The following is a 21423-nucleotide window of genomic DNA, read 5'->3' as shown; positions in this document are numbered from 1 at the left end:
GCAGTATCGCTCTCAGTACTACTTTTCGAATCTCGTCAATCCGCGAGGAGACCTCCGTGCCCGTCGAACGCCTGCTGCCCACCCAGGAAGCCCACGACCTCATCGACCTCACCCGCGATGTCGCGGACAAGGTCTTGGCGCCGAATGTCGACGAGCACGAGAAGACCGAGACGTTCCCCGACGGCGTCTTCCCCGCACTCGGCCGCGCCGGACTGCTGAGCCTGCCGTACCCGGAGGAGTTCGGCGGCGGCGAACAGCCGTACGAGGTCTACCTGCAGGTGCTCGAGGAGATCGCGGCACGCTGGGCGGCCGTCGCCGTCGCGACCAGTGTGCACAGCCTCTCGTGCTACGCCCTCGCCACGCACGGCACCGACGAGCAGAAGGCCAGGTGGCTACCCGACATGCTCGGCGGCGAGACCATCGGCGCCTACAGCCTGTCCGAACCGCAGGCCGGGTCCGACGCCGCCGCCCTGATGTGCCGGGCCACCGAGGTCGACGGCGGCTTCCGTATCAACGGCAGCAAGGCGTGGATCACCAACGGCGGCCGCGCCGACTTCTACACGCTCTTCGCCCGCACGAGCGACGACGGCGCCCGCGGTATCTCCTGCTTCCTCGTACCGAAGGACACCGAGGGCTTGACCTTCGGCAAGCCCGAGGAAAAGATGGGTCTGCGCGCCGTCCCCACCACCGCCGCGCACTACGACGACGCCTTCGTCCCCTCCGAGAGACTCATCGGCGCGACCGGCCAGGGCCTGCCCATCGCGTTCAGCGCACTCGACTCCGGCCGCCTGGGAATCGCCGCCGTCGCGGTCGGGCTGGCACAGGGTGCACTCGACGACGCCGTCGCGTATGCCAAGGAACGCAAGGCATTCGGCAAGCGCATCATCGACCATCAGGGCCTCGGGTTCGTGCTCGCGGACATGGCGGCCGCGGTCGACTCCGCCCGCGCCACCTACCTCGATGCCGCCCGCCGCCGAGACGCCGGACTTCCCTACTCGCGCAATGCATCCGTCGCGAAGCTCGTCGCCACCGACGCCGCCATGAAGGTCACCACCGACGCCGTCCAGGTGTTCGGCGGCTACGGGTACACGCAGGACTTCCCCGTCGAGCGGTACATGCGAGAGGCCAAGATCACCCAGATCTTCGAGGGCACCAACCAGATTCAGCGCCTGGTCATCGCCCGGCAGCTCGCGGGCTGACGCACCACGTTGACCGCATCGATGCGGCGCACACGTAGTGCGCGGCCCCGGCAACCGAAACAGACGCTCGGCGTTCGTTCTCCCGATCTTGGTGCGGTCGTTCTCGCTGATGAGAGCGCCGTCGAACCAGGACGAGATCTCCGCCATGTCCTCGTAGTGGTAGTCGACCGACAACAGGAGTCGGTCCGAATCCATCTCGAGGAGGCCGTGCCGGCAGAGCCGCGACGGAGGGCGCAAGCCTCGTCCGATCAGCTGCCGCAGCAGCCCGCCCCCCCCGATTCGATCGCGGTGCGCATCTCCCGGGTGGCGGCGTTGCGTGCCGCGAGCTCCTCGTCCGCGGGATAATCCACGCGCACGAGCGACAGTCCGTGGGCCGGTGCGACCGCGACGGCGCTCGCCCGTTCCCGCTCGCCGAGCAGACCCGCCATCCACTCGACCGTACGCCGGCCCTCGCCTACTGCGAGGGCCGCGCCGACCAGGCTGCGCACCATCGACCAGCAGAAGGCGTCGGCGCTGACGAAGGCCGTCAGGGCGTCGCCAGTACCCTCCCAGTCGAACCGTTGAAGTTCGCGGACCGTCGTCGCACCCTCACGACGTTTGCAGAACGCCGCGAAGTCGTGCAGACCCAGCAGACGCGACGACGCCTCGCGCATCGAGTCGATGTCGACCTTCTTGGGCCACGCGACGGTGTCCCGCGCGCGTAGCGGCTCGGCGCCGTACTGTGCCGTGGTCAGCCGGTACTCGTAGTGCCGGCGAATCGCCGAGAACCGCGCGTCGAAGTGCTCGGGTGCGAACGAGACATCCTTCACCCGAACATCCTTGGGCAGGAACCGAGCCAGTCGACGCACCAGACGCGACGGTTCGCCCGGAAGCATGTCGGCCGGAACGTCGACGTGAGCCACCTGGCCGCTCGCGTGCACGCCGGCATCGGTGCGGCCGGCCACTGTCAGTAGCACCGGAGTGCGCATGATCGCGCCCAGCTTTTCCTCGATCTCACCGCACACCGTGCGGCGCCCGGGCTGCCGCGCCCAGCCGGAGAAGTCGGTGCCGTCATAGGAAATATCGAGCCGCAATCGCACGAACCCGCCGTCCCCAGCGGGAACGACGGGTTCGTGCGATTCAGCGTGTGCCGAAACCAAGTGGACTAGTCCTTCTTGGCCTCGTCGGCGTCGGCTGCGGTCGCGGTCTCGTCCTCGACGGCCTCGATCACGGCGTCAGCATTCTCGACCTCGGCCTCGGTGGCGTCGGCCTCGACGGCCTCCACCACGTTGTCCTCGGCAGCCTGCGAAGCCGCGACGCGACGAGCGCGATCGGCCTCGGAGGTGACCGTCTTCTCCTTGACGAGCTCGATGATCGCCATCGGAGCGTTGTCACCCTTGCGGGGGATGGTCTTGATGATGCGGGTGTAACCGCCATCGCGGTCGGCGTAGAACGGGCCGATCTCCGCGAACAGGCCGTGCACGACGTCCTTGTTGCGGATGACCTTGAGAACCTCGCGACGATCGGCAAGGGTTCCACCCTTGGCCTTGGTCACAAGCTTCTCGGCGTACGGACGCAGGGCCTTGGCCTTGGCTTCCGTGGTGGTGATGCGGCCGTGCTCGAAGAGAGCAGTCGCCAGGTTGGCGAAGATCGCCTTCTGGTGCGACGCCGACCCGCCGAAACGAGCACCCTTCTTGGGCTTGGGCATTGGAGCTCCTCTTGGGCTCGCCCAGCACATTTGCCCATGTGCCGGGTGATACGGGTTACAGCTGTTCGGTCTCGGCGTAGTCCTGCTCGGTGCCCTCAGCGTCGCTGAAGGAACCGGCATCCGTGTCGCTCCACGTCCCGGTGGCGGCGTCGTAGCCGGCAACGGTGGTGGGGTCGAAGGACGCAGGGCTGTCCTTGAGGGCGAGGCCCAGCGAATGCAGCTTGACCTTCACCTCGTCGATGGACTTCTGTCCGAAATTGCGGATGTCCAGCAGATCGGACTCGGTACGGCCAACCAGCTCGCCGACGGTGTGAACACCCTCGCGCTTGAGGCAGTTGTAGGAACGGACCGTGAGGTCCAGATCCTCGATGGGGAGTCCGAAGGAAGCGATGTGATCGGCCTCGGCGGGCGAGGGTCCGATCTCGATGCCCTCTGCTTCGACGTTCAGCTCACGGGCCAGGCCGAAGAGCTCAACCAGGGTCTTGCCCGCCGAAGCGAGCGCGTCCCGAGCGGTGATGGAGTTCTTGGTCTCCACGTCGAGAATGAGCCGATCGAAGTCGGTTCGCTGCTCGACGCGGGTGGCCTCCACCTTGTAGGTGACCTTGAGCACCGGCGAGTAGATCGAGTCGACCGGGATACGGCCGATCTCGGCGCCGGACGCCTTGTTCTGGACGGCGGGGACATAGCCACGACCGCGCTCGACGACGAGCTCGATCTCCAGCTTGCCCTTGTCGTTCAGGGTTGCGATGTGCAGATCCGGGTTGTTGACCGTGACGCCTGCCGGCGGAACGATGTCACCCGCAGTCACGACCCCGGGGCCCTGCTTGCGGACGTACATGGTGACCGGCTCGTCCTCTTCGGAGCTCACGACCAGGCCCTTGAGGTTCAGGATGATGTCGGTGACATCTTCCTTCACGCCGGGAACGGTGGTGAACTCGTGCAGGACGCCGTCGATACGGATGCTGGTGACAGCAGCGCCGGGAATCGACGACAGCAGGGTGCGGCGCAGCGAATTGCCGAGGGTGTACCCGAAGCCTGGCTCGAGGGGCTCGATGACGAACTTCGAGCGGTCTTCAGCGATGACCTCTTCGGTCAGCGTGGGTCGCTGAGAAATGAGCATTGGATTTCCTCCTGTACGGGCGTCCGCCATATGACGCCCACGATGGGAAAGGCTTGGGACCTGGTAGCGGCCCGCCGAGGCCGGCCGCTACCAGGTATTACGCCTTACTTCGAGTAGTACTCGACGATCAGCTGTTCCTGCAGCGGAACATCGATCTGCGCACGCTCGGGGAGCTGGTGCACCAGGATGCGGAGGCGTCCACCGACGACCTGCAGCCAGCCCGGGATCGGGCGATCGCCCTGGGTCTCACGAGCAACCTGGAACGGCAGGGTCGCCAGCGACTTGTCGCGGACATCGATGATGTCGTACTGCGACACGCGGTAGCTGGGGATGTCGACCTTCTTGTTGTTCACGAGAAGGTGGCCGTGCGAGACCAGCTGACGCGCCTGACGGCGGGTGCGAGCGAGGCCTGCGCGGTACACGACGTTGTCGAGACGCGACTCCAGGATCTGAAGCAGGTTCTCGCCGGTCTTACCGGGGCGGTTGTTCGCCTCCTTGTAGTACAGGCGGAACTGCTTCTCCATGACGCCGTAGGTGAAGCGAGCCTTCTGCTTCTCCTGCAGCTGGAGCAGGTACTCGCTCTCCTTGATGCGCGCGCGGCCGTGCTGGCCCGGCGGGTAAGGACGCCGCTCGAATGCCTGGTCGCCTCCGACGAGGTCGACGCGCAGACGACGCGACTTGCGGGTGATGGGTCCGGTATAACGTGCCATGTTCTTTTACCTATCCTTCCCGCTACTTAAACCCGACGCCGCTTGGGCGGGCGGCAGCCGTTGTGCGGCTGGGGGGTGACGTCAGAGATGGTGCCGACCTCGAGGCCTGCAGCCTGCAGCGAGCGGATCGCCGTCTCGCGGCCCGAGCCCGGACCCTTCACGAAGACGTCGACCTTCTTCACGCCGTGCTCCTGCGCCTTGCGGGCAGCGTTCTCGGCAGCCAGCTGAGCAGCGAACGGCGTCGACTTACGCGAGCCCTTGAAGCCCACGTGGCCCGACGACGCCCAGGAGATGACGTTGCCGGCCGGGTCGGTGATCGACACGATCGTGTTGTTGAAGGTGCTCTTGATGTGAGCGGCACCGTGCGGGATGTTCTTCTTTTCCCTGCGACGCGCCTTCTGGGTCTTCTTGGGACCGGTGCTACGTGACTTCGGAGGCATTACTTCTTCTTCCCTGCGACGGTGCGCTTCGGACCCTTACGGGTACGGGCGTTGGTCTTGGTGCGCTGTCCACGCACGGGCAGACCACGACGGTGGCGCAGGCCCTGGTAGCAGCCGATCTCGATCTTGCGGCGGATGTCCGCCTGCACCTCGCGGCGCAGGTCACCCTCTACCTTCACCGACTCCTCGATGTACTCGCGGAGCTTCGCGAGGTCCTCGTCCGTGAGATCCTTGCTGCGCAGATCCGGGTTGACACCCGTCGCAGTCAGGATCTCCTTGGAGGTGGTACGGCCGATGCCGTAGATGTAGGTCAGTGCGATCTCCATGCGCTTTTCGCGAGGAAGATCGACACCTGCGAGACGTGCCATGTGGCATTCCTATCGGTGTTCGGAGGTCTGCTCCCAGTCCGTCCCCTGCGTATAAGACTCCGCGTTCGAATCGCAGTGGGGCCCCGGCCTCCGTGCCGGGGGTAGACCGCTACCTGCCTTCGGGACAATTCCCTGGGCCCGGGTAGTGGTTGGTGCTGAGAGGTCTTCTTTTGCGCTTGTTGCCAAGCAGATCTAGAAGTAGCCGTGTGCTGCTGGGATTAACCCTGACGCTGCTTGTGACGCAGGTTCTCGCAGATCACCATGACGCGCCCGTTACGGCGAATCACCTTGCACTTCTCGCAGATCTTCTTGACGCTAGGCTGAACCTTCACGTGCGTCTGATCTCCTGTTGTCTGTCCACCGGACGGCGGACACAGTTGTCCCCGGCCGGTTGTGGCCGGGGAAGCTTTTACTTGTAGCGGTAAACGATGCGTCCACGCGACAGGTCGTAGGGCGACAGCTCCACGACGACGCGGTCCTCGGGAAGAATACGAATGTAGTGCTGACGCATCTTTCCGCTGATATGTGCGAGGACCTTGTGGCCGTTCTCGAGCTCAATGCGGAACATCGCATTGGGCAGCGGTTCGACTACTCGTCCCTCGACCTCGATGGCCCCGTCCTTCTTAGCCATGTCCTCCGCGATCCGTTGAGTGGCGTAATGGGTGCATCGGTTACCGTCACCGGTATCCGCTACAGCGGTGGCTCTGCGGAAGTTTCCGGCCGAGAGCGACTCTCCGACACGAGGTCGGACACGCAAACAACCGATACGCAGGGCGCACCGTTTATCCATCCTACCGGCATTTGCCTACCAGGCCAAATGACGGCTCGAGTCGCCCCCGGTCAGAGCCCGAAGGAGTGAGACAACCAGATGCGCGCCCTGGTCCAACGAGTCACATCGGCGGCCGTCGAAGTCGACGGCGAGGAGGTCGCCCGAATCTCGCCTCCCGACGGCGGGCAGGGCCTGCTCGTTCTCCTCGGTGTCGGACACGGCGACGATCCCATCGCCGCAGCGAACCTCGCGCGCCGGGTGTGGCGCCTTCGGATCCTCGACGAGGAGAAGTCCGCGTCCGACGTCGAAGCACCCGTACTCGTCGTCAGCCAGTTCACTCTCATGGCCGACACCAGCAAGAGTCGACGGCCGTCGTGGTCACCCGCCGCACCGCGCGCGGTCGCCGAACCCCTCGTCGACGCGTTCGGTTCCGCGCTGCGTGAACTAGGCGCCATGGTCGAGGTCGGCCGCTTCGGCGAGCACATGCGGGTGAGCCTCGTCAACGACGGTCCTGTGACCGTCCTTCTCGAGGGCTGACGCCGGGAACGCAAAAACACCGAGCGGGCAACGACTGGTCGCTGCCCGCTCGGTGTCTATCGAGAAAGTTCCGCTCAGTTGCCGCCAGGCCGGAGAGTCATGATTCGCGGACCGTCCTCGGTGACGGCGACCGTGTGCTCCCAGTGGGCGGCACGACTGCCGTCCGTGGTCACCACGGTCCAGTCGTCACCCAGAACCTCGGTCTCGTACGTCCCGAGCGTGAGCATCGGCTCGATCGCGAGGACCGATCCGATCACCAGGTGCGGGCCCTTGCCGGGTGCACCCTCGTTCGGAAGGAACGGATCCATGTGCATCTCACGGCCGATCGCATGACCGCCGTAGCCGTCGACGATGCCGTAGGAACGACCGTGCGCCGACTCCGCGGCACGCGTCCCCAACTCGATCGCATGCGAGACGTCGGTGAGGCGATTGCCCTCGACCATCGCCGCGATCCCGGCTTCCATCGACAGCCGTGTCGCCTCGCTCAACTGGGCATCCGCCTCGCTGAGCTGACCGACGCCGAACGTCCACGCCGAATCGCCGTGCCAACCGTCGAGGATTGCTCCACAGTCGATCGACACGAGATCACCCTCGACGAGGATGTCGTCCGCTGACGGGATGCCGTGCACCACTCGGTCGTTGACCGACGAGCAGATCGAACCGGAGAACCCGTGGTAACCGAGGAACGACGGCACAGCACCGGCGTCGCGGATGACGGATTCGGCGACCCGGTCCAACTCGAGCGTGCTGACTCCGGGCTTGGCCGCGTCCCGCACCGCCACGAGGGCGGCACCGACGATCGCGCCCGCCGCCGCCATGGCGTCGAGCTCACCCGCCGTGCGGAACGGAACGACCTTGCGCTTGCGACCGAACGCCATTACTTACCCAGCGCGGCCAGGGCGCGTGCGTTGACCTCGTCGACAGCGCCGACAGCATCGACGGTGACGATCTGGCCGGCGTAGTAGTCGAGCAGTGGCGCCGTCTCCTCGCGGTAGACACGCATGCGGTTACGGATGACGTCCTCGGTGTCGTCGGCGCGACCGCGCGAGAGCATCCGCTCGACCACGACGTCGTCGTCCACATCGAACGCGAGCACACCGTCGAGCTTGGCGTCCAGGCCTTCGAGGATGCCCTCGAGCGCCTTCGCCTGATCGACCGTACGGGGGAAGCCGTCGAGCAGAAAACCGTTGGCGGCGTCGGGCTCGGCGACGCGCGCCTTCACCATGTTGTTCGTGATCTCGCTCGGAACCAGGTCGCCGGCGTCGAGGTACTTCTTGGCCTCGAGGCCCAGTGGAGTCTGCTGCCCGATGTTCGCACGGAAGAGGTCTCCGGTGGAGATGTGCGGAACGCCCAGCTTCTCCGACAGAATCGCGGCCTGGGTGCCCTTACCGGCACCGGGAGGACCAAGGAGGACAAGTCTCACTTGAGGAACCCTTCATAGTTTCGCTGCATAAGCTGGCTCTCGATCTGCTTCACGGTATCGAGGCCCACACTGACCATAATCAGCACCGCAGTACCGCCGAACGGCAGGTTCTGTACACCGCCCGAATTGCCGATGTCGAGGAACAGATTCGGCAGGACAGCGATGGTGCCGAGGTAGATGGCGCCCGGCAGCGTGATACGGCTCAGTACGTAGTTCAGGTAGTCGGCCGTGGGACGTCCCGGGCGGATACCCGGGATGAACCCGCCGAACTTCTTCATCTCGTCCGCGCGCTCCTCCGGATTGAAGGTGATCGCGACGTAGAAGTAGGTGAAGAAGACGATCATGCCGAAGTAGATCAGGATGTAGACCGGGTTGGCCGGGTTCACCAGGTACTCGTTGATGAACCGCTGCCACCAACTCGGGTCGGTGCTCGTGTTGGACCCGGTGAGCTGCGCGATGAGGTTCGGCAGATACAGCAGGGACGACGCGAAGATCACGGGGATGACGCCGGCCTGGTTCACCTTGAGCGGCAAGTACGTCGAGGAACCGCCGTACATCCGACGTCCGACCATGCGTTTTGCGTACTGGACGGGGATGCGACGCTGACCCTGCTCCACGAACACGACACCCGCGATGATGGCCAGAGCGGCGACACACACGAGCGCGAAGGTCAGGCCACCGCGGCTGTCGAGGATGGCCTTGCCCTCGGACGGGATACGCGAGGCGATACCCGCGAAGATCAGCAGCGACATACCGTTGCCGACGCCGCGTTCGGTGATCAGCTCGCCGAACCACATGACAAGCGCGGCACCGGCCGTCATCACCAACACGATGATGATCAAGCCGAAAACGCTCTCGTCCGCGATGATCGGTTGACTACAGCCCTGCAGCAGCTGACCGCGTGCCGCGAGCGCGACGATGCCGGTCGACTGCAGGATCGCGAGCGCGATCGACAGATAGCGCGTGTACTGCGTCATCTTCGCCTGGCCCGACTGGCCCTCCTTGCGGAGTTCCTCGAACTTCGGGATGACGACCGTGAGGAGCTGGACGATGATGCTCGCCGTGATGTACGGCATGATGCCGATCGCGAACACCGACAGCTGCAGCAACGCACCGCCGGAGAACAGGTTGATCAGCGAGTAGATGCCGGCCGACTCACCCCCGGAAACCTGGTCGATACAGGCACGGACGTTTCCGTAGTCGACACCCGGGGACGGCAGCGTCGCGCCGAGGCGATACAGGGCGACCAGACCGAGTGTGAAGAGAATCTTCCGCCTCAGGTCTACCGTCCTGAGGGCCGAGACAAAGGCGGAAAGCAAAGATCCTCCTGGGCGCACGACTGACAGGGAAGCGAACCTATTGGTCCGTCCGGTTGATTGCAGAACTCTAGAACTCTAACAGTGACACATGAAATTACAGCCCCGTCACGGGCTGTCCGCTCACCAGTATGCCTGTACCGGAATACCGCTGAACGAAGAATGGCCGTAACACCGCCCCGAGGGACGGTGTTACGGCCATTCTTGCGATCAGACGAACGAGATCACAGCTCGGTGGTGGTACCACCGGCAGCGGCGATCTTTTCCTTCGCAGAGCCCGAGAACTTGTTCGCGGTGACCTGAACGGCAACCGTGATGTCGCCCTCGGCGAGCACCTTCACGAGCTCGTTCTTGCGAACGGCGCCCGCGGCGACAAGCTCGGCAACACCGATCTGTCCACCCTCGGGGAACAGACGGGCGATATCGCCGACGTTGACGACCTGGTACTCCGTACGGAACGCGTTCTTGAAGCCCTTGAGCTTGGGCAGACGCATGTGAAGCGGCATCTGTCCACCCTCGAAGGCGGCCGAAACGTTCTTGCGGGCCTTGGTGCCCTTGGTACCGCGACCGGCGGTCTTACCCTTCGAGCCTTCACCGCGACCGACGCGAGTCTTGTCGGTCTTGGCGCCGGGGGCAGGACGCAGGTGGTGCAACTTGATGGTCATGGTTAGACCTCCTCAACCGTGACGAGGTGGCGCACAACGTTGATCAGACCACGGTTCTGCGCGTTGTCCTCGCGGACGACGGACTGACGGATGCCCTTCAGTCCGAGGGTGCGCATGCTGTTCCGCTGGTTCTGCTTCGAACCGATGGTGCTCTTGACCTGGGTGACCTTGAGCTGTGCCATTACTTCACGCTCCCAGCCTGTGCACGAGCGCGGAGCATGCCGGCCGGGGCAACGTCCTCGAGGGGCAGGCCACGACGGGCTGCAACCTCTTCCGGACGCTGCAGACCCTTGAGGGCGGCAACCGTCGCGTGCACAACATTGATGGCGTTGTCGCTACCGAGCGACTTGGCGAGGATGTCGGAGACACCCGCGCACTCCAGCACGGCACGCACCGCGCCACCGGCGATAACACCGGTACCGGGGCTGGCCGGACGCAGCATGACGATGCCGGCAGCCGCCTCACCCTGGACGGGGTGAGTGATGGTGCTGCCGATCAGCGGCACGCGGAAGAAGCTCTTGCGAGCTTCCTCGACGCCCTTCTGGATGGCCGCGGGAACTTCCTTGGCCTTGCCGTAGCCGACGCCGACGAGTCCGTTGCCGTCGCCCACGATCACGAGAGCGGTGAAGCTGAAGCGACGACCGCCCTTGACGACCTTCGACACGCGGTTGATGGAGACAACGCGCTCGATGTGGTTCGACTTCTCGGCCGCGTTGTCGCGACGGTTGTCACGACGATCGCGGCCACCGCCACGGTTGTCGCCGCCCTGGTTCGGGCCATTCTGTCCGGCGGGTCCGCTTCCGCCGTCACGCCTTTGACGTCCCGGCATCAGGCATTCCTTCCGTTGTTAATGTTGGTCATCAGAACTTCAACCCGCCTTCGCGAGCAGCATCTGCCAGGGCCGCGATACGGCCGCTGTAGGTGTGGCCACCGCGGTCGAAGACCACGGTCTCCACGCCGGCCGCCTTGGCGCGCTCGGCGATCAACTGACCGACCTTGGCACCGCGAGCGCTCTTGTCGCCGTCCACCGCACGCACGTCGGCTTCGATGGTCGACGCAGAGGCGAGGGTCTTGCCGGCCAGATCGTCCACCAGCTGCACGTGGATGTGCCGCGCGGAGCGGTTCACCACCAGGCGGGGACGCTCCGGGGTGCCGGAGACCTTCTTGCGGAGACGGAAGTGACGACGCGCCTTCGACAGACGACGCGTCGTGGACGCGTCCTTGCCGAGCGGAATCCGCTTGGCTTTCTGGTTTGCAGTCTGGCTCATATCACTTACCCGTCTTTCCGACCTTGCGACGGACCTGCTCACCCTCGTAGCGGATGCCCTTGCCCTTGTACGGGTCGGACTTCCGCAGGCGGCGGATGTTGGCCGCGATCTGGCCGACCTTCTGCTTGTCGATGCCGGTGATCGAGAATCGGGTCGGCGACTCGACAGCGAAGGTGATGCCCTCCGGAGCCTCGATCGGGACCGCGTGGCTGTAGCCGAGAGCGAACTCGAGGTCCTGCCCCTTCAGCGCCACACGGTAACCGACACCGTGGATCTCCATCTTGGTGGTGTAACCAGCGGTCACACCGACGATCATGTTCTGCACGAGGGTGCGCGACAGACCGTGCAGCGCACGGCTGCGACGCTCGTCGTCGGGACGGGTGACCTCGAGGGCACCGTCCTCACCCTTAGCGACCGAGATCGGCTCGGCGATGGTCAGCGACAGCGAGCCCTTGGGCCCCTTGACCGCGACATCCTGGCCGGCGATGGTCACGTCGACGCCCGCGGGGACGGCGACCGGAATCTTTCCAATACGCGACATTCTGGTGGCCTCCCTTACCAGACGTAGGCGAGGACTTCCCCGCCCACTCCCTGATTGGCCGCCTGACGATCCGTGAGCAGACCGGACGACGTGGAAATAATGGCCACGCCGAGGCCGCCCAGAACCTTGGGCAGGTTGGTGGACTTCGCGTAAACGCGCAGACCGGGCTTGGAAACACGGCGGATGCCGGCGAGGCTACGCTCGCGGCTCGGGCCGTACTTGAGGTCGACGATCAGCGTCTTGCCGACCTCGGCGTCCTCGGTGCGGTATTCCGCGATGTAGCCCTCACGCTTGAGGATCTCGGCGATGTTCGCCTTGATCTTCGAGTGCGGCAGCTTCACCTCATCGTGGTACGCCGAGTTGGCATTACGCAGACGCGTCAAGAAGTCTGCGATCGGATCAGTCATGGTCATGAGTTGACCTGTGCACCTTTCTCGTTGGGGTTCCCATGCAACACCGGCACCGACCCCGCTCCCCCGACTTGTCGGAAGGAACGGGGCCGGCCCGATCGTGGGCCTACAACGAAGTGGTTCTTACCTTCACCGTTCCGCGGATGCGGACCGGAAGTCTGTTGTGGCTGGTTACCAGGAGCTCTTGTGAACGCCCGGCAGCTCGCCTGCGTGTGCCATCTCGCGAACGCAGATACGGCACAGACCGAACTTGCGGAACACCGCGTGCGGACGACCGCACTTCTGGCAGCGGGTGTACGCGCGCACCGCGAACTTCGGCTTCTTGTTGGCCTTGTTGACCAGTGCCTTCTTAGCCATGGGCTCAGTTCTCCTTGAACGGGAAGCCGAGGTGCTTGAGCAGCGCACGGCCTTCTTCGTTGTTGGTGGCGGTGGTCACGACGGTGATGTCCATACCGCGCGGACGATCGATCTTGTCCACGTCGATCTCGTGGAACATCGACTGCTCGTTGAGGCCGAACGTGTAGTTGCCGTTGCCGTCGAACTGGTTGCCCGACAGGCCGCGGAAGTCGCGGATACGGGGCAACGCGATGGACACGAGACGGTCCAGGAACTCCCACATGCGGTCGCCGCGCAGCGTGACGCGCGCACCGATCGGCATGCCTTCACGCAGCTTGAACTGCGCGATGGACTTGCGGGCCTTGCGGATCTCGGGCTTCTGACCGGTGATCAGAGCCAGATCGGCAACCGCGCCATTGATCAGCTTCGCGTCACGGGCGGCGTCGCCGACACCCATGTTCACGACGACCTTGACGACGCCGGGGATCTGCATGACATTCGCGTACTCGAACTCGGCGTTCAGCGCGTCACGGATCTCCGCGCGGTAGCGAGTCTTCAGACGCGGCTGGATCTTGTTCTCAGTGGAGGTCATGTCAGATGTCCTTCCCGTTCTTCCGGGAAATGCGAACGCGCTTGCCGGACTCGTCATCGGTGCGGTAGCCCACGCGAGTGGGGTTACCCTCCGAGTCGACGACCATGACGTTGGAAACGTGGATCGGGGCTTCCTGCGTCACGATGCCGCCGGAGGAGGCGCCACGCTCGTTAGCGGAGACCGCGGTGTGCTTCTTGATGCGGTTCACGCCCTCGACGAGGACCTTGTTGGTCGCCGGGTAGGCCTGAATGACCTTGCCCTTGGCGCCCTTGTCCTTGCCGGAGACGACCAGCACGGTGTCACCCTTGTGCACCTTCATCACAGCACCTCCGGGGCGAGCGAGACGATCTTCATGAACTTCTTCTCGCGCAGCTCACGGCCGACGGGTCCGAAGATACGGGTGCCGCGCGGATCGTTGTCCGCCTTGATGATGACGGCAGCGTTCTCGTCGAACTTGATGTACGAGCCGTCCGGACGACGGCGCTCCTTGGTGGTGCGGACGATGACGGCCTTGACGACCTCGCCCTTCTTCACGTTTCCACCCGGGGTCGCGTCCTTGACGGTGGCGACAATGATGTCGCCGATCCCGGCGTAGCGACGAGACGAGCCACCGAGAACGCGGATGCAGAGAATCTCCTTGGCACCCGTGTTGTCGGCGACGCGCAGTCGCGACTCCTGCTGAATCACTTACTTCTCCTTGACCTGGCTTGTTTCGATGTGGCACCTCGCACGCGAGTCACCAAATCTTGCGCGGCAGATTTCCGACCCGACGCGCGCGGTCCGTACCCGCCGATGGTGGGGCCACCACTGCTTTCGCAGGGCAACCCCACCATCGTACTGGATACACTCTTCGGCTCTTACTTGGCCTTCTCGAGGACCTCGACAAGACGCCAGTGCTTCGTCGCGGACAGCGGACGGGTCTCCATCAGCTGAACGCGATCGCCGACGCCGGCGGTGCTGTTCTCGTCGTGCGCCTTCACCTTGGTCGTACGGCGGATGATCTTGCCGTAGAGCTTGTGCTTGACGCGGTCTTCGAGCTCGACCACGATCGTCTTCTCCATCTTGTCGGACACGACGTATCCGACACGGACCTTACGACTCGCGCGCTCTTCAGTGTTGTTGGTGCTCACTGCTTTTTCCTCACTCATGCCGCGTCACCTGCGTCCGGACCAGAGGCCAGGCCGAGCTCACGCTCACGCAGGACGGTGTAGATGCGCGCAATCTCGTGACGGACCGTGCGCAGCCGGCGGTTGTTGTCCAGCTGACCGGTGGCCATCTGGAAACGAAGGTTGAACAGTTCTTCCTTCGCCTCGCGGAGCTTGGTGACCAACTCTTCGTCGGTCAACTCGCGGAGCTCTGTAGCAGGGCTGGTGGTTGCCATCAGAACTGCTCCTCCCTCGTGACGATCCGGCACTTGCACGGGAGCTTGTGCATCGCGCGACGCAGAGCCTCGCGGGCGATCTCCTCGTTCGGGTAGCTCATCTCGAACATCACCCGTCCGGGCTTGACGTTCGCGATCCACCACTCGGGCGAACCCTTACCGGAACCCATTCGGGTTTCGGCCGGCTTCTTGGTGAGCGGGCGATCCGGGAAGATGTTGATCCAGATCTTGCCGCCACGCTTGATGTGCCGGGTCATGGCGATACGAGCGGACTCGATCTGCCGGTTGGTGATGTAGGCCGGCTCGAGAGCCTGGATGCCGTACTCACCGAAGGCCACCTGGGTCCCGCCCTTGGCGGCACCCGAACGGCTCGGATGGTGCTGCTTGCGGTGCTTGACCCTCCGCGGGATCAACATGCGTCAGCCCTCCTTCTGCTCGGTCGTAGCGGGTGCATCGGCGGTGGCGGACGCAGCGCGACCGGCCTCGGTGCTGGTCGCGGTGGTGCCGGTGGCACCGGAGCGACGCGGACGACTCGGGCGCTCGCGACGCGGGCGCTCGGCCGGCGCAGCGGCGGCGGTCAGCTCACGCTTGCCGCCGACGATGTCGCCCTTGTAGATCCAGACCTTCACGCCGATGCGACCGAAGGTGGTCTTGGCCTCGTACAGGCCGTAGTCGATGTCAGCACGCAGCGTGTGCAGCGGGACACGACCCTCACGGTAGAACTCCGAGCGGCTCATCTCGGCGCCGCCGAGGCGACCCGAGCACTGCACGCGGATGCCCTTGACGTTCGGCTGACGCATGGCCGACTGAATGGCCTTGCGCATCGCACGACGGAACGCAACGCGGTTCGAGAGCTGCTCGGCGACACCCTGTGCCACGAGCTGAGCCTCGGCCTCGGCGTTCTTGACCTCGAGGATGTTCAGCTGGACCTGCTTGCCGGTCAGCTTCTCGAGCTCTGCGCGGATGCGATCGGCCTCGGCGCCGCGGCGACCGATGACGATGCCCGGACGTGCGGTGTGGATGTCCACACGCACACGATCACGGGTGCGCTCGATCTCGACCTTCGCGATGCCCGCGCGCTCCATGCCGGTGGCGAGGAGCTTACGGATCGCGACGTCTTCCTTGACGTACTCCGCGTACTGCTTGTCTGCGTACCAGCGCGACTTCCAGTCGGTCGTGATGCCGAGGCGGAAGCCGTGCGGGTTGATCTTCTGGCCCACTACTGACCACTTCCCTTCCGGCGGTTACGACCCGCTGAAGCGGACACATTCGCCCGGCTCTCAACGATGACCGTGATGTGGCTCGAACGCTTACGGATCCGGAAGGCCCGGCCCTGTGCGCGCGGCTGGAACCGCTTGAGGGTCGCACCCTCGTCCACGAACGCCGTCGCGACGACGAGCGTGGAGGGATCGAGGTTCAGGTTGTTCTGCGCGTTGGCAGCTGCGCTGGCGATCACCTTCGCGACCGGCTCGGCTGCGGCCTGCGGCGCGAACTTGAGGATTGCCAGAGCGTCGTCAACCGACTTGCCGCGGACGATGTCCACGACACGACGCGCCTTCATGGGGGTCACACGCACGTGGCGCGCGACCGCCTTCGCGGTGGGGTTCTGGGTTTCAGTACTCATCGACGCTTGCTCTTCCGGTCGTCCTTGATGTGTCCCTTGAACGTCCTGGTCGGTGCAAACTCTCCGAGCTTGTGGCCAACCATCGAATCCGAGACGAACACCGGAACGTGCTTGCGTCCGTCGTGGACGGCAAACGTGTGACCGATGAAGTCCGGAATGATCGTGGAACGACGGCTCCAGGTCTTGATGACCTGCTTGGTGCCCTTCTCGTTCTGCACGTCCACCTTCGCAAGGAGGTGGTCATCGACGAACGGGCCCTTCTTCAGGCTGCGTGGCATCCTTCACTCCCTCCTAGCGCTTGTTCTTGCCGGTACGGCGACGGCGGACGATGAGCTTGTCGCTCGCCTTGTTCTTGCGGGTGCGGCCCTCGGGCTTGCCCCACGGGCTGACCGGGTGGCGACCACCGGAGGTCTTACCCTCACCACCACCGTGCGGGTGGTCGACGGGGTTCATGACCACACCACGGACGGTCGGGCGGACGCCCTTCCACCGCATGCGGCCGGCCTTGCCCCAGTTGATGTTCGACTGCTCGGCGTTGCCGACCTCGCCGACGGTGGCGCGGCAGCGCACGTCGACGCGACGGATCTCACCGGACGGCATACGCAGCGTGGCGTAGGGGCCTTCCTTGCCCAGCAGCTGGATGCTGGCGCCGGCGGAACGGGCCATCTTGGCACCGCCACCCGGACGCAGCTCCACAGCGTGGATCGTGGTACCGGTGGGGATGTTGCGCAGCGGCAGGTTGTTGCCCGGCTTGATGTCGGCGCCTGCGCCGGACTCGATCGGGGCGCCCTGCACCAGGCCCTTGGGGGCGATGATGTAGCGCTTCTCGCCGTCCGCGAAGTGCAGCAGCGCGATACGAGCAGTGCGGTTGGGGTCGTACTCGATGTGAGCGACCTTGGCCGGCACGCCGTCCTTGTCGTTACGACGGAAATCGATCAAGCGGTAGGCGCGCTTGTGACCGCCACCCTTGTGACGGGTGGTGATGCGACCGTGGGCGTTACGACCACCACGGCCGTGCAGCGGGCGAACCAGCGACTTCTCGGGCGTCGACCGAGTGATCTCGGCGAAGTCCGAGACGCTCGAGCCGCGCCGGCCCGGGGTAGTCGGCTTGTACTTACGGATTGCCATGAGTCTTCTCGTCCTCTATATCTCGTCAAGTCCCAGACGCTTACGCGACCGGGCCTCCGAAGATCTCGATGGGCTTGCTGTCGGCCGAGAGGGTCACGAGCGCGCGCTTGGTGTCCTTGCGCTTGCCGTAACCGAAGCGGGTCCGCTTGCGCTTGCCCTGACGGTTGGCGGTGTTGACGCTGGTCACGGTGACGCCGAAGACCTTCTCGACGGCAATCTTGATCTGCGTCTTGTTCGAGTCCGGGTGCACCAGGAAGGTGTAGGTGCCTTCCTCGATCAGTCCGTAGGACTTCTCCGAGATGACCGGGGCCAGCAAGATGTCGCGGGGGTCGGCGATGGTGGTCACTTGCTCTCCTCCTCGTTCTTGGCCGGGCCCGCGATGAAGGCGTTCAGAGCCTCGAGGCTGAAGACGACGTCATCGCTGTTGAGCACGTCATAGGTGTTGAGCTGGTCGGGTGCGATGGGATGCACGCCTTCCAGGTTCTGGACGCTCTTCCACGCTGCGATGTCCTCGCGACCGACGACCAGCAGGAACTTCTTGCGGTCGGAGATCTCGCCGAGGAACGACTTCGCCGACTTGGTGGACGGGACCTGCCCGGCAACCAGTTCGGTGATCACGTGGATGCGCTCGCTGCGAGCCCGGTCCGAGAGGGCGCCACGCAGTGCGGCAGCCTTCATCTTCTTGGGGGTGCGCTGCGAGTAGTCACGCGGCTGCGGGCCGTGGACGACGCCACCGCCGGCGAACTGCGGCGCACGGGTCGAGCCCTGACGTGCGCGGCCGGTGCCCTTCTGGCGGTACGGCTTCTTGCCACCACCGCGAACCTCGCCGCGGGTCTTGGTGGAGTGCGTTCCCTGACGTGCCGCAGCGAGCTGCGCGACGACGACCTGATGCATCAGTGCGATGTTCGCGGTCGTGTCGAAGATCTCGGAGGGGAGATCGACGGTGCCGTTGGTCTTGCCACCGGCAGCCTTGACGTCGAGGGTCAGCTTGGTTGCGGTCTCGGTCATGCCGACGCACCACCCTTCACTGCGGTCTTGACGATCACGAGGCCACCCTTGCGGCCGGGGATCGCACCCTTGATCAGCAGCAGACCGTTCTCGGCATCCACCTTGTGGACCGAGAGGTTCTGCGTCGTGATGCGGTCGGAGCCCATGCGGCCCGACATGCGCATGCCCTTGAACACGCGACCGGGGGTGGCACAGCCACCGATGGAACCCGGGCGACGGTGGACAGCCTGTGCACCGTGCGAGGCGCCCTGGCCGGCGAAGCCGTGACGCTTCATGGTGCCGGCGAAGCCCTTGCCCTTGCTGGTGCCGGTGACGTCGACGTATGCGCCGTCCTCGAAGACCTCGGCCGTGAGTTCCTGGCCGACCTCGTACTCGGAGGCGTCGGCAACGCGGAACTCGACGACGTGGCGACGCGGGGTGACGCCGGCCTTGGCGAACTGACCGGAAGTCGGCTTGTTCACCTTGCGGGGGTCGATGGCGCCGAACGCCAGCTGCACGGCGCTGTAGCCGTCACGCTCTTCGGTGCGGATCTGGGTGACGACGTTCGGCCCAGCCTTGACGACGGTGACCGGGACGACCCGGTTGTTCTCGTCGAAGACCTGGGTCATGCCGAGCTTGGTGCCCAGGATTCCCTTGATCTGATTAGTCATTTGATATCTCCGCTGCGTCTTCCCAAGCTCACTGGATGTTCACGTCGACGCTGGCCGGAAGGTCGATGCGCATGAGCGCGTCAACCGTCTTCGGCGTCGGGTCGAGGATGTCGATCAGCCGCTTGTGAGTACGCATCTCGAAGTGCTCGCGCGAGTCCTTGTACTTGTGCGGCGAGCGGATGACGCAGTACACGTTCTTCTCGGTAGGCAACGGCACCGGGCCGACCACGCGGGCCCCGGTACGGGTCACCGTCTCGACGATCTTGCGCGCTGACGCATCGATCGCCTCATGGTCATAGGCCTTGAGCCTGATGCGGATCTTCTGTCCCGCCACGCTTAGTGTCCTTTTCTTGCCGCGTTTCGTAGAACCCGAACGAGCCGGGGGCTACCTCGTCTGCACAGCCCTCGAGCTGAAACACGACACGAACATTGGAATGGCGACCGAGACATACTCGATCCGCTGCCGCTGTTCATGTGTCATGGTTCTCCGGTCCACGCGGTCGGGCGTGTCGCCCGGCCGTCCATTCCCGGGCCCCGGAATCATCTTCCAGGAGCCGCGGAAACCCGGACCGAATGCACCCGCGAGGGGTGCAAAGCTTGGGTACTGCTTCCGTCTTGCACTCGCCGTGACCAGGACTTTCGACCTGATGCTCGACGTTCATCCAGCCCGACTCGGGTCGCAACGGATCGCGTCCCGGTCAAGGCAACCCGATCAGTATGCCGTAGCGGACCCCAGAGTTCAAATCGCAGCCCCCTCGACGTCCGAGGTCAGCCGCCAAATCCGACACCAGGAACTTACCGCAGAGTAAGGTTTCGGCCATGACGACGACCCCCACCGCCACGTACCGAAGTTGGCAGAAGTTGCCCGCCAACGGATTCGGGCGCGCACTGTTCTCGATCGGCATGTGCGTGCGGGTCCCGTATTTCGCGACAGTGCTCCCCAGGGTGGAGCGCCTCGAGCCCGGCCGGTGCGAGGTCTCGGCCCCCAAGTGGTGGGGCGTCCACAATCACATCGGGACTTTCCACGCGATCGCTGCGTGCAATCTCGCCGAGGCCGCGATGGGCATGCTCGCCGAGGCAACGGTGCCATCGACGCATCGATGGATCCCCAAGTCGATGAACGTCCGCTACCTCACGAAGGCAGAGTCACGGCTGCGGGCGTACGCCACGCTCGAGGCGATCCCGGACTTCACCTCGATCACAGAGGGCACGGAACTGACGATTCCGGTCTCGATCACCGACCGCACAGGCGCGGAAGTCGTACGGGCCGACATCACCGTCTGGGTCACCCCCGCCTGACGCGGGGCTGCCCCGGTAGCCCCGCCAGACCTCCACGACCACGTGCCGCCCCCGCGCATGGCGCCCGATATATTTGATCCGATCCGATTGTTGCGCGCATCACACCAGCCCGGACCGGAGTCGGATTCACCAGGTCCGGTCGCGGCTGACCGAGGCGGGCACGCGCACCCCGCAGAGGAGTACCCATGACCCCGCCCGCAGCTCGCTCGGTCTCCCCCCGATCCGCGGGCAACCTCCGCCGTCGACCGCAGCTGTCCGACGACGTCGCGGTGCACGTGCGGAACGTGATCATGTCGGGTGGGGTTCGCCCCGGTGACTTCATCCGACTCGACGAGACCGCCGCGGAGCTCGGCGTGAGCGTCACCCCGGTGCGGGAAGCACTGCTGACCCTGCGCGGCGAGGGACTGGTCGAACTGGTCCCCCACCGTGGATACGTGGTCGCCCCTCTGAGTCGGGACGACGTCAACGACGTGTTCTGGCTGCAGGGCCGCATCGCCGAGGAGTTGGCCACCCGGGCCGTCGACTGCATGGACGACGACGTCGCCGCCGAACTGACCGACGTCAACGATCAGCTGCGGCGTGCGGTGGAACTCGGCGATGCCGCACGAATCGAAGAGCTGGAGTTCGCCTTCCACCGCATCCTCAACCGGCTCGCGGGCGCGCGGAAGCTCTCCTGGTTCCTGATGGGCGCCACCCGATACACGCCCGTTCACTTCTATTCGTCGGATCGGGAGTGGGGCGATGACGCGGTGGCGAGTCACACCCGCGTGATCAACGCCCTGGTCGCGGGCGACCGCGCCGCAGTCGCGGCCGAGACCCGTGCTCATTTCGACGACGGCGCAACGCGCCTGGTTCGACACCTGGAGTCGGTCGGAATCTGGGACTGACGCGTCGGGCTACCAGCGTCGAACGTCTCGCCCCCTGCTCGTGTGCCGCCCGGCGGGCTCGAAGC

36 protein-coding genes are annotated in these 21423 nt (G+C 65.0%); 4 read left to right on the top strand and 32 right to left on the bottom strand.

Annotation, left to right across the window (positions count from 1 at the left end; all coding sequences use genetic code 11):
- Nucleotides 1-56: 56 nt before the first annotated feature.
- Complete coding sequence (locus C8K36_RS02360; protein WP_107982829.1) at nucleotides 57-1199, top strand: acyl-CoA dehydrogenase family protein; 1143 nt, start codon at nucleotides 57-59, stop codon at nucleotides 1197-1199.
- 248 nt (nucleotides 1200-1447) lie between these two features.
- On the opposite strand, the gene truA is transcribed toward C8K36_RS02360, so the two are convergent.
- From truA to infA, 8 genes are all read right to left on the bottom strand, one after another.
- Nucleotides 1448-2272 (bottom strand): tRNA pseudouridine(38-40) synthase TruA, encoded by an 825-nt coding sequence (gene truA, locus C8K36_RS02355; protein ID WP_181319435.1) that lies wholly within the window; start codon nucleotides 2270-2272, stop codon nucleotides 1448-1450.
- 71 nt (nucleotides 2273-2343) lie between these two features.
- Nucleotides 2344-2886 (bottom strand): 50S ribosomal protein L17, encoded by a 543-nt coding sequence (gene rplQ / locus C8K36_RS02350; RefSeq protein ID WP_107982827.1) that lies wholly within the window; start codon nucleotides 2884-2886, stop codon nucleotides 2344-2346.
- A gap of 55 nt (nucleotides 2887-2941) precedes the next feature.
- The gene (locus C8K36_RS02345) at nucleotides 2942-4006 is read right to left on the bottom strand and encodes a DNA-directed RNA polymerase subunit alpha (protein ID WP_107982826.1); all 1065 of its coding nucleotides are present in this window, start codon (nucleotides 4004-4006) and stop codon (nucleotides 2942-2944) included.
- A 104-nt stretch (nucleotides 4007-4110) separates the two neighbouring features.
- Entirely contained in the window at nucleotides 4111-4716 is a 606-nt protein-coding gene (gene rpsD / locus C8K36_RS02340) for a 30S ribosomal protein S4 (RefSeq protein WP_107982825.1), read from the bottom strand.
- 26 nt (nucleotides 4717-4742) lie between these two features.
- Nucleotides 4743-5156: a 30S ribosomal protein S11 gene (gene rpsK, locus C8K36_RS02335; protein WP_107982824.1), complete on the bottom strand. Its 414-nt coding sequence runs from the start codon at nucleotides 5154-5156 to the stop codon at nucleotides 4743-4745.
- Complete coding sequence (gene rpsM, locus C8K36_RS02330) at nucleotides 5156-5524, bottom strand: 30S ribosomal protein S13 (RefSeq protein ID WP_107982823.1); 369 nt, start codon at nucleotides 5522-5524, stop codon at nucleotides 5156-5158. The genes rpsK and rpsM overlap by 1 nt, the downstream gene beginning before the upstream one ends.
- A gap of 218 nt (nucleotides 5525-5742) precedes the next feature.
- A complete protein-coding gene (rpmJ, locus tag C8K36_RS02325; RefSeq protein WP_003938068.1) occupies nucleotides 5743-5856 on the bottom strand; it encodes a 50S ribosomal protein L36 in 114 nt (37 codons plus the stop codon).
- A gap of 77 nt (nucleotides 5857-5933) precedes the next feature.
- Nucleotides 5934-6155: a translation initiation factor IF-1 gene (gene infA / locus C8K36_RS02320; RefSeq protein ID WP_003418601.1), complete on the bottom strand. Its 222-nt coding sequence runs from the start codon at nucleotides 6153-6155 to the stop codon at nucleotides 5934-5936.
- Nucleotides 6156-6392: 237 nt separating this feature from the next.
- Here infA and dtd point away from each other — a divergent pair, with 237 nt between their 5' ends.
- A complete protein-coding gene (gene dtd / locus C8K36_RS02315) occupies nucleotides 6393-6830 on the top strand; it encodes a D-aminoacyl-tRNA deacylase (protein WP_107982822.1) in 438 nt (145 codons plus the stop codon).
- 74 nt (nucleotides 6831-6904) lie between these two features.
- Here dtd and map read toward each other — a convergent pair whose 3' ends face one another.
- From map to rpsJ, 24 genes are all read right to left on the bottom strand, one after another.
- Nucleotides 6905-7708, bottom strand: coding sequence for a type I methionyl aminopeptidase (gene map, locus C8K36_RS02310; RefSeq protein ID WP_107982821.1), 804 nt, complete (start codon nucleotides 7706-7708; stop codon nucleotides 6905-6907).
- The gene (locus C8K36_RS02305; RefSeq protein ID WP_107982820.1) at nucleotides 7708-8253 is read right to left on the bottom strand and encodes an adenylate kinase; all 546 of its coding nucleotides are present in this window, start codon (nucleotides 8251-8253) and stop codon (nucleotides 7708-7710) included. Before C8K36_RS02305 ends, map begins: the two co-directional genes overlap by 1 nt.
- Nucleotides 8250-9572: a preprotein translocase subunit SecY gene (secY, locus tag C8K36_RS02300; protein ID WP_107982819.1), complete on the bottom strand. Its 1323-nt coding sequence runs from the start codon at nucleotides 9570-9572 to the stop codon at nucleotides 8250-8252. The genes C8K36_RS02305 and secY overlap by 4 nt, the downstream gene beginning before the upstream one ends.
- 221 nt (nucleotides 9573-9793) lie before the next feature.
- The gene (gene rplO, locus C8K36_RS02295; protein WP_107982818.1) at nucleotides 9794-10234 is read right to left on the bottom strand and encodes a 50S ribosomal protein L15; all 441 of its coding nucleotides are present in this window, start codon (nucleotides 10232-10234) and stop codon (nucleotides 9794-9796) included.
- Between the two features lie 2 nt (nucleotides 10235-10236).
- Nucleotides 10237-10416, bottom strand: coding sequence for a 50S ribosomal protein L30 (gene rpmD / locus C8K36_RS02290; RefSeq protein ID WP_107982817.1), 180 nt, complete (start codon nucleotides 10414-10416; stop codon nucleotides 10237-10239).
- Nucleotides 10416-11063, bottom strand: a complete 648-nt coding sequence (rpsE, locus tag C8K36_RS02285) for a 30S ribosomal protein S5 (RefSeq protein ID WP_107982816.1) — start codon at nucleotides 11061-11063, stop codon at nucleotides 10416-10418. Before rpsE ends, rpmD begins: the two co-directional genes overlap by 1 nt.
- Before the next feature lie 31 nt (nucleotides 11064-11094).
- On the bottom strand, nucleotides 11095-11502 hold the full coding sequence (gene rplR / locus C8K36_RS02280; RefSeq protein WP_107982815.1) for a 50S ribosomal protein L18: 408 nt from the start codon (nucleotides 11500-11502) through the stop codon (nucleotides 11095-11097).
- A gap of 1 nt (nucleotide 11503) precedes the next feature.
- A complete protein-coding gene (rplF, locus tag C8K36_RS02275) occupies nucleotides 11504-12043 on the bottom strand; it encodes a 50S ribosomal protein L6 (RefSeq protein WP_107982814.1) in 540 nt (179 codons plus the stop codon).
- A 14-nt stretch (nucleotides 12044-12057) separates the two neighbouring features.
- Entirely contained in the window at nucleotides 12058-12456 is a 399-nt protein-coding gene (gene rpsH / locus C8K36_RS02270; RefSeq protein WP_107982813.1) for a 30S ribosomal protein S8, read from the bottom strand.
- 168 nt (nucleotides 12457-12624) lie between these two features.
- Nucleotides 12625-12810 carry a type Z 30S ribosomal protein S14 gene (locus C8K36_RS02265; RefSeq protein ID WP_107982812.1) on the bottom strand — a complete coding sequence of 62 codons (186 nt, stop codon included), beginning with the start codon at nucleotides 12808-12810 and terminating at the stop codon, nucleotides 12625-12627.
- A 4-nt stretch (nucleotides 12811-12814) separates the two neighbouring features.
- Nucleotides 12815-13381 (bottom strand): 50S ribosomal protein L5, encoded by a 567-nt coding sequence (rplE, locus tag C8K36_RS02260; RefSeq protein ID WP_107982811.1) that lies wholly within the window; start codon nucleotides 13379-13381, stop codon nucleotides 12815-12817.
- Nucleotide 13382: 1 nt separating this feature from the next.
- Nucleotides 13383-13700 carry a 50S ribosomal protein L24 gene (gene rplX / locus C8K36_RS02255; protein ID WP_107982810.1) on the bottom strand — a complete coding sequence of 106 codons (318 nt, stop codon included), beginning with the start codon at nucleotides 13698-13700 and terminating at the stop codon, nucleotides 13383-13385.
- Nucleotides 13700-14068, bottom strand: coding sequence for a 50S ribosomal protein L14 (gene rplN, locus C8K36_RS02250; RefSeq protein WP_107982809.1), 369 nt, complete (start codon nucleotides 14066-14068; stop codon nucleotides 13700-13702). Before rplN ends, rplX begins: the two co-directional genes overlap by 1 nt.
- A 170-nt stretch (nucleotides 14069-14238) precedes the next feature.
- Complete coding sequence (gene rpsQ, locus C8K36_RS02245) at nucleotides 14239-14529, bottom strand: 30S ribosomal protein S17 (RefSeq protein WP_107982808.1); 291 nt, start codon at nucleotides 14527-14529, stop codon at nucleotides 14239-14241.
- Entirely contained in the window at nucleotides 14526-14762 is a 237-nt protein-coding gene (gene rpmC, locus C8K36_RS02240) for a 50S ribosomal protein L29 (protein WP_107982807.1), read from the bottom strand. Before rpmC ends, rpsQ begins: the two co-directional genes overlap by 4 nt.
- Nucleotides 14762-15178 carry a 50S ribosomal protein L16 gene (gene rplP, locus C8K36_RS02235; protein ID WP_107982806.1) on the bottom strand — a complete coding sequence of 139 codons (417 nt, stop codon included), beginning with the start codon at nucleotides 15176-15178 and terminating at the stop codon, nucleotides 14762-14764. Before rplP ends, rpmC begins: the two co-directional genes overlap by 1 nt.
- A 3-nt stretch (nucleotides 15179-15181) precedes the next feature.
- Nucleotides 15182-15982 carry a 30S ribosomal protein S3 gene (rpsC, locus tag C8K36_RS02230; protein ID WP_107982805.1) on the bottom strand — a complete coding sequence of 267 codons (801 nt, stop codon included), beginning with the start codon at nucleotides 15980-15982 and terminating at the stop codon, nucleotides 15182-15184.
- Nucleotides 15982-16386 (bottom strand): 50S ribosomal protein L22, encoded by a 405-nt coding sequence (gene rplV, locus C8K36_RS02225; RefSeq protein ID WP_107982804.1) that lies wholly within the window; start codon nucleotides 16384-16386, stop codon nucleotides 15982-15984. The genes rpsC and rplV overlap by 1 nt, the downstream gene beginning before the upstream one ends.
- Nucleotides 16383-16664 (bottom strand): 30S ribosomal protein S19, encoded by a 282-nt coding sequence (gene rpsS, locus C8K36_RS02220; protein WP_005518370.1) that lies wholly within the window; start codon nucleotides 16662-16664, stop codon nucleotides 16383-16385. Before rpsS ends, rplV begins: the two co-directional genes overlap by 4 nt.
- A 13-nt stretch (nucleotides 16665-16677) precedes the next feature.
- On the bottom strand, nucleotides 16678-17514 hold the full coding sequence (gene rplB, locus C8K36_RS02215; protein WP_107982803.1) for a 50S ribosomal protein L2: 837 nt from the start codon (nucleotides 17512-17514) through the stop codon (nucleotides 16678-16680).
- A 40-nt stretch (nucleotides 17515-17554) separates the two neighbouring features.
- Nucleotides 17555-17860, bottom strand: coding sequence for a 50S ribosomal protein L23 (gene rplW / locus C8K36_RS02210; RefSeq protein WP_005518367.1), 306 nt, complete (start codon nucleotides 17858-17860; stop codon nucleotides 17555-17557).
- Nucleotides 17857-18522 carry a 50S ribosomal protein L4 gene (rplD, locus tag C8K36_RS02205; RefSeq protein ID WP_107982802.1) on the bottom strand — a complete coding sequence of 222 codons (666 nt, stop codon included), beginning with the start codon at nucleotides 18520-18522 and terminating at the stop codon, nucleotides 17857-17859. Before rplD ends, rplW begins: the two co-directional genes overlap by 4 nt.
- A complete protein-coding gene (gene rplC / locus C8K36_RS02200) occupies nucleotides 18519-19172 on the bottom strand; it encodes a 50S ribosomal protein L3 (protein ID WP_107982801.1) in 654 nt (217 codons plus the stop codon). Before rplC ends, rplD begins: the two co-directional genes overlap by 4 nt.
- Nucleotides 19173-19200: 28 nt before the next feature.
- On the bottom strand, nucleotides 19201-19506 hold the full coding sequence (gene rpsJ, locus C8K36_RS02195) for a 30S ribosomal protein S10 (protein WP_003938093.1): 306 nt from the start codon (nucleotides 19504-19506) through the stop codon (nucleotides 19201-19203).
- 485 nt (nucleotides 19507-19991) lie between these two features.
- Here rpsJ and C8K36_RS02190 point away from each other — a divergent pair, with 485 nt between their 5' ends.
- Nucleotides 19992-20471, top strand: a complete 480-nt coding sequence (locus C8K36_RS02190; protein WP_107982800.1) for a hotdog fold domain-containing protein — start codon at nucleotides 19992-19994, stop codon at nucleotides 20469-20471.
- 185 nt (nucleotides 20472-20656) lie between these two features.
- A complete protein-coding gene (locus C8K36_RS02185) occupies nucleotides 20657-21358 on the top strand; it encodes a GntR family transcriptional regulator (RefSeq protein WP_107982799.1) in 702 nt (233 codons plus the stop codon).
- Nucleotides 21359-21423: the final 65 nt, after the last annotated feature.

This window comes from Rhodococcus sp. OK519 (assembly GCF_003051005.1).
Lineage (GTDB): Bacteria > Actinomycetota > Actinomycetes > Mycobacteriales > Mycobacteriaceae > Prescottella.
Note: the sequence above shows the minus strand (reverse complement) of the source record. Positions and strands in the feature narration are given on the sequence as shown.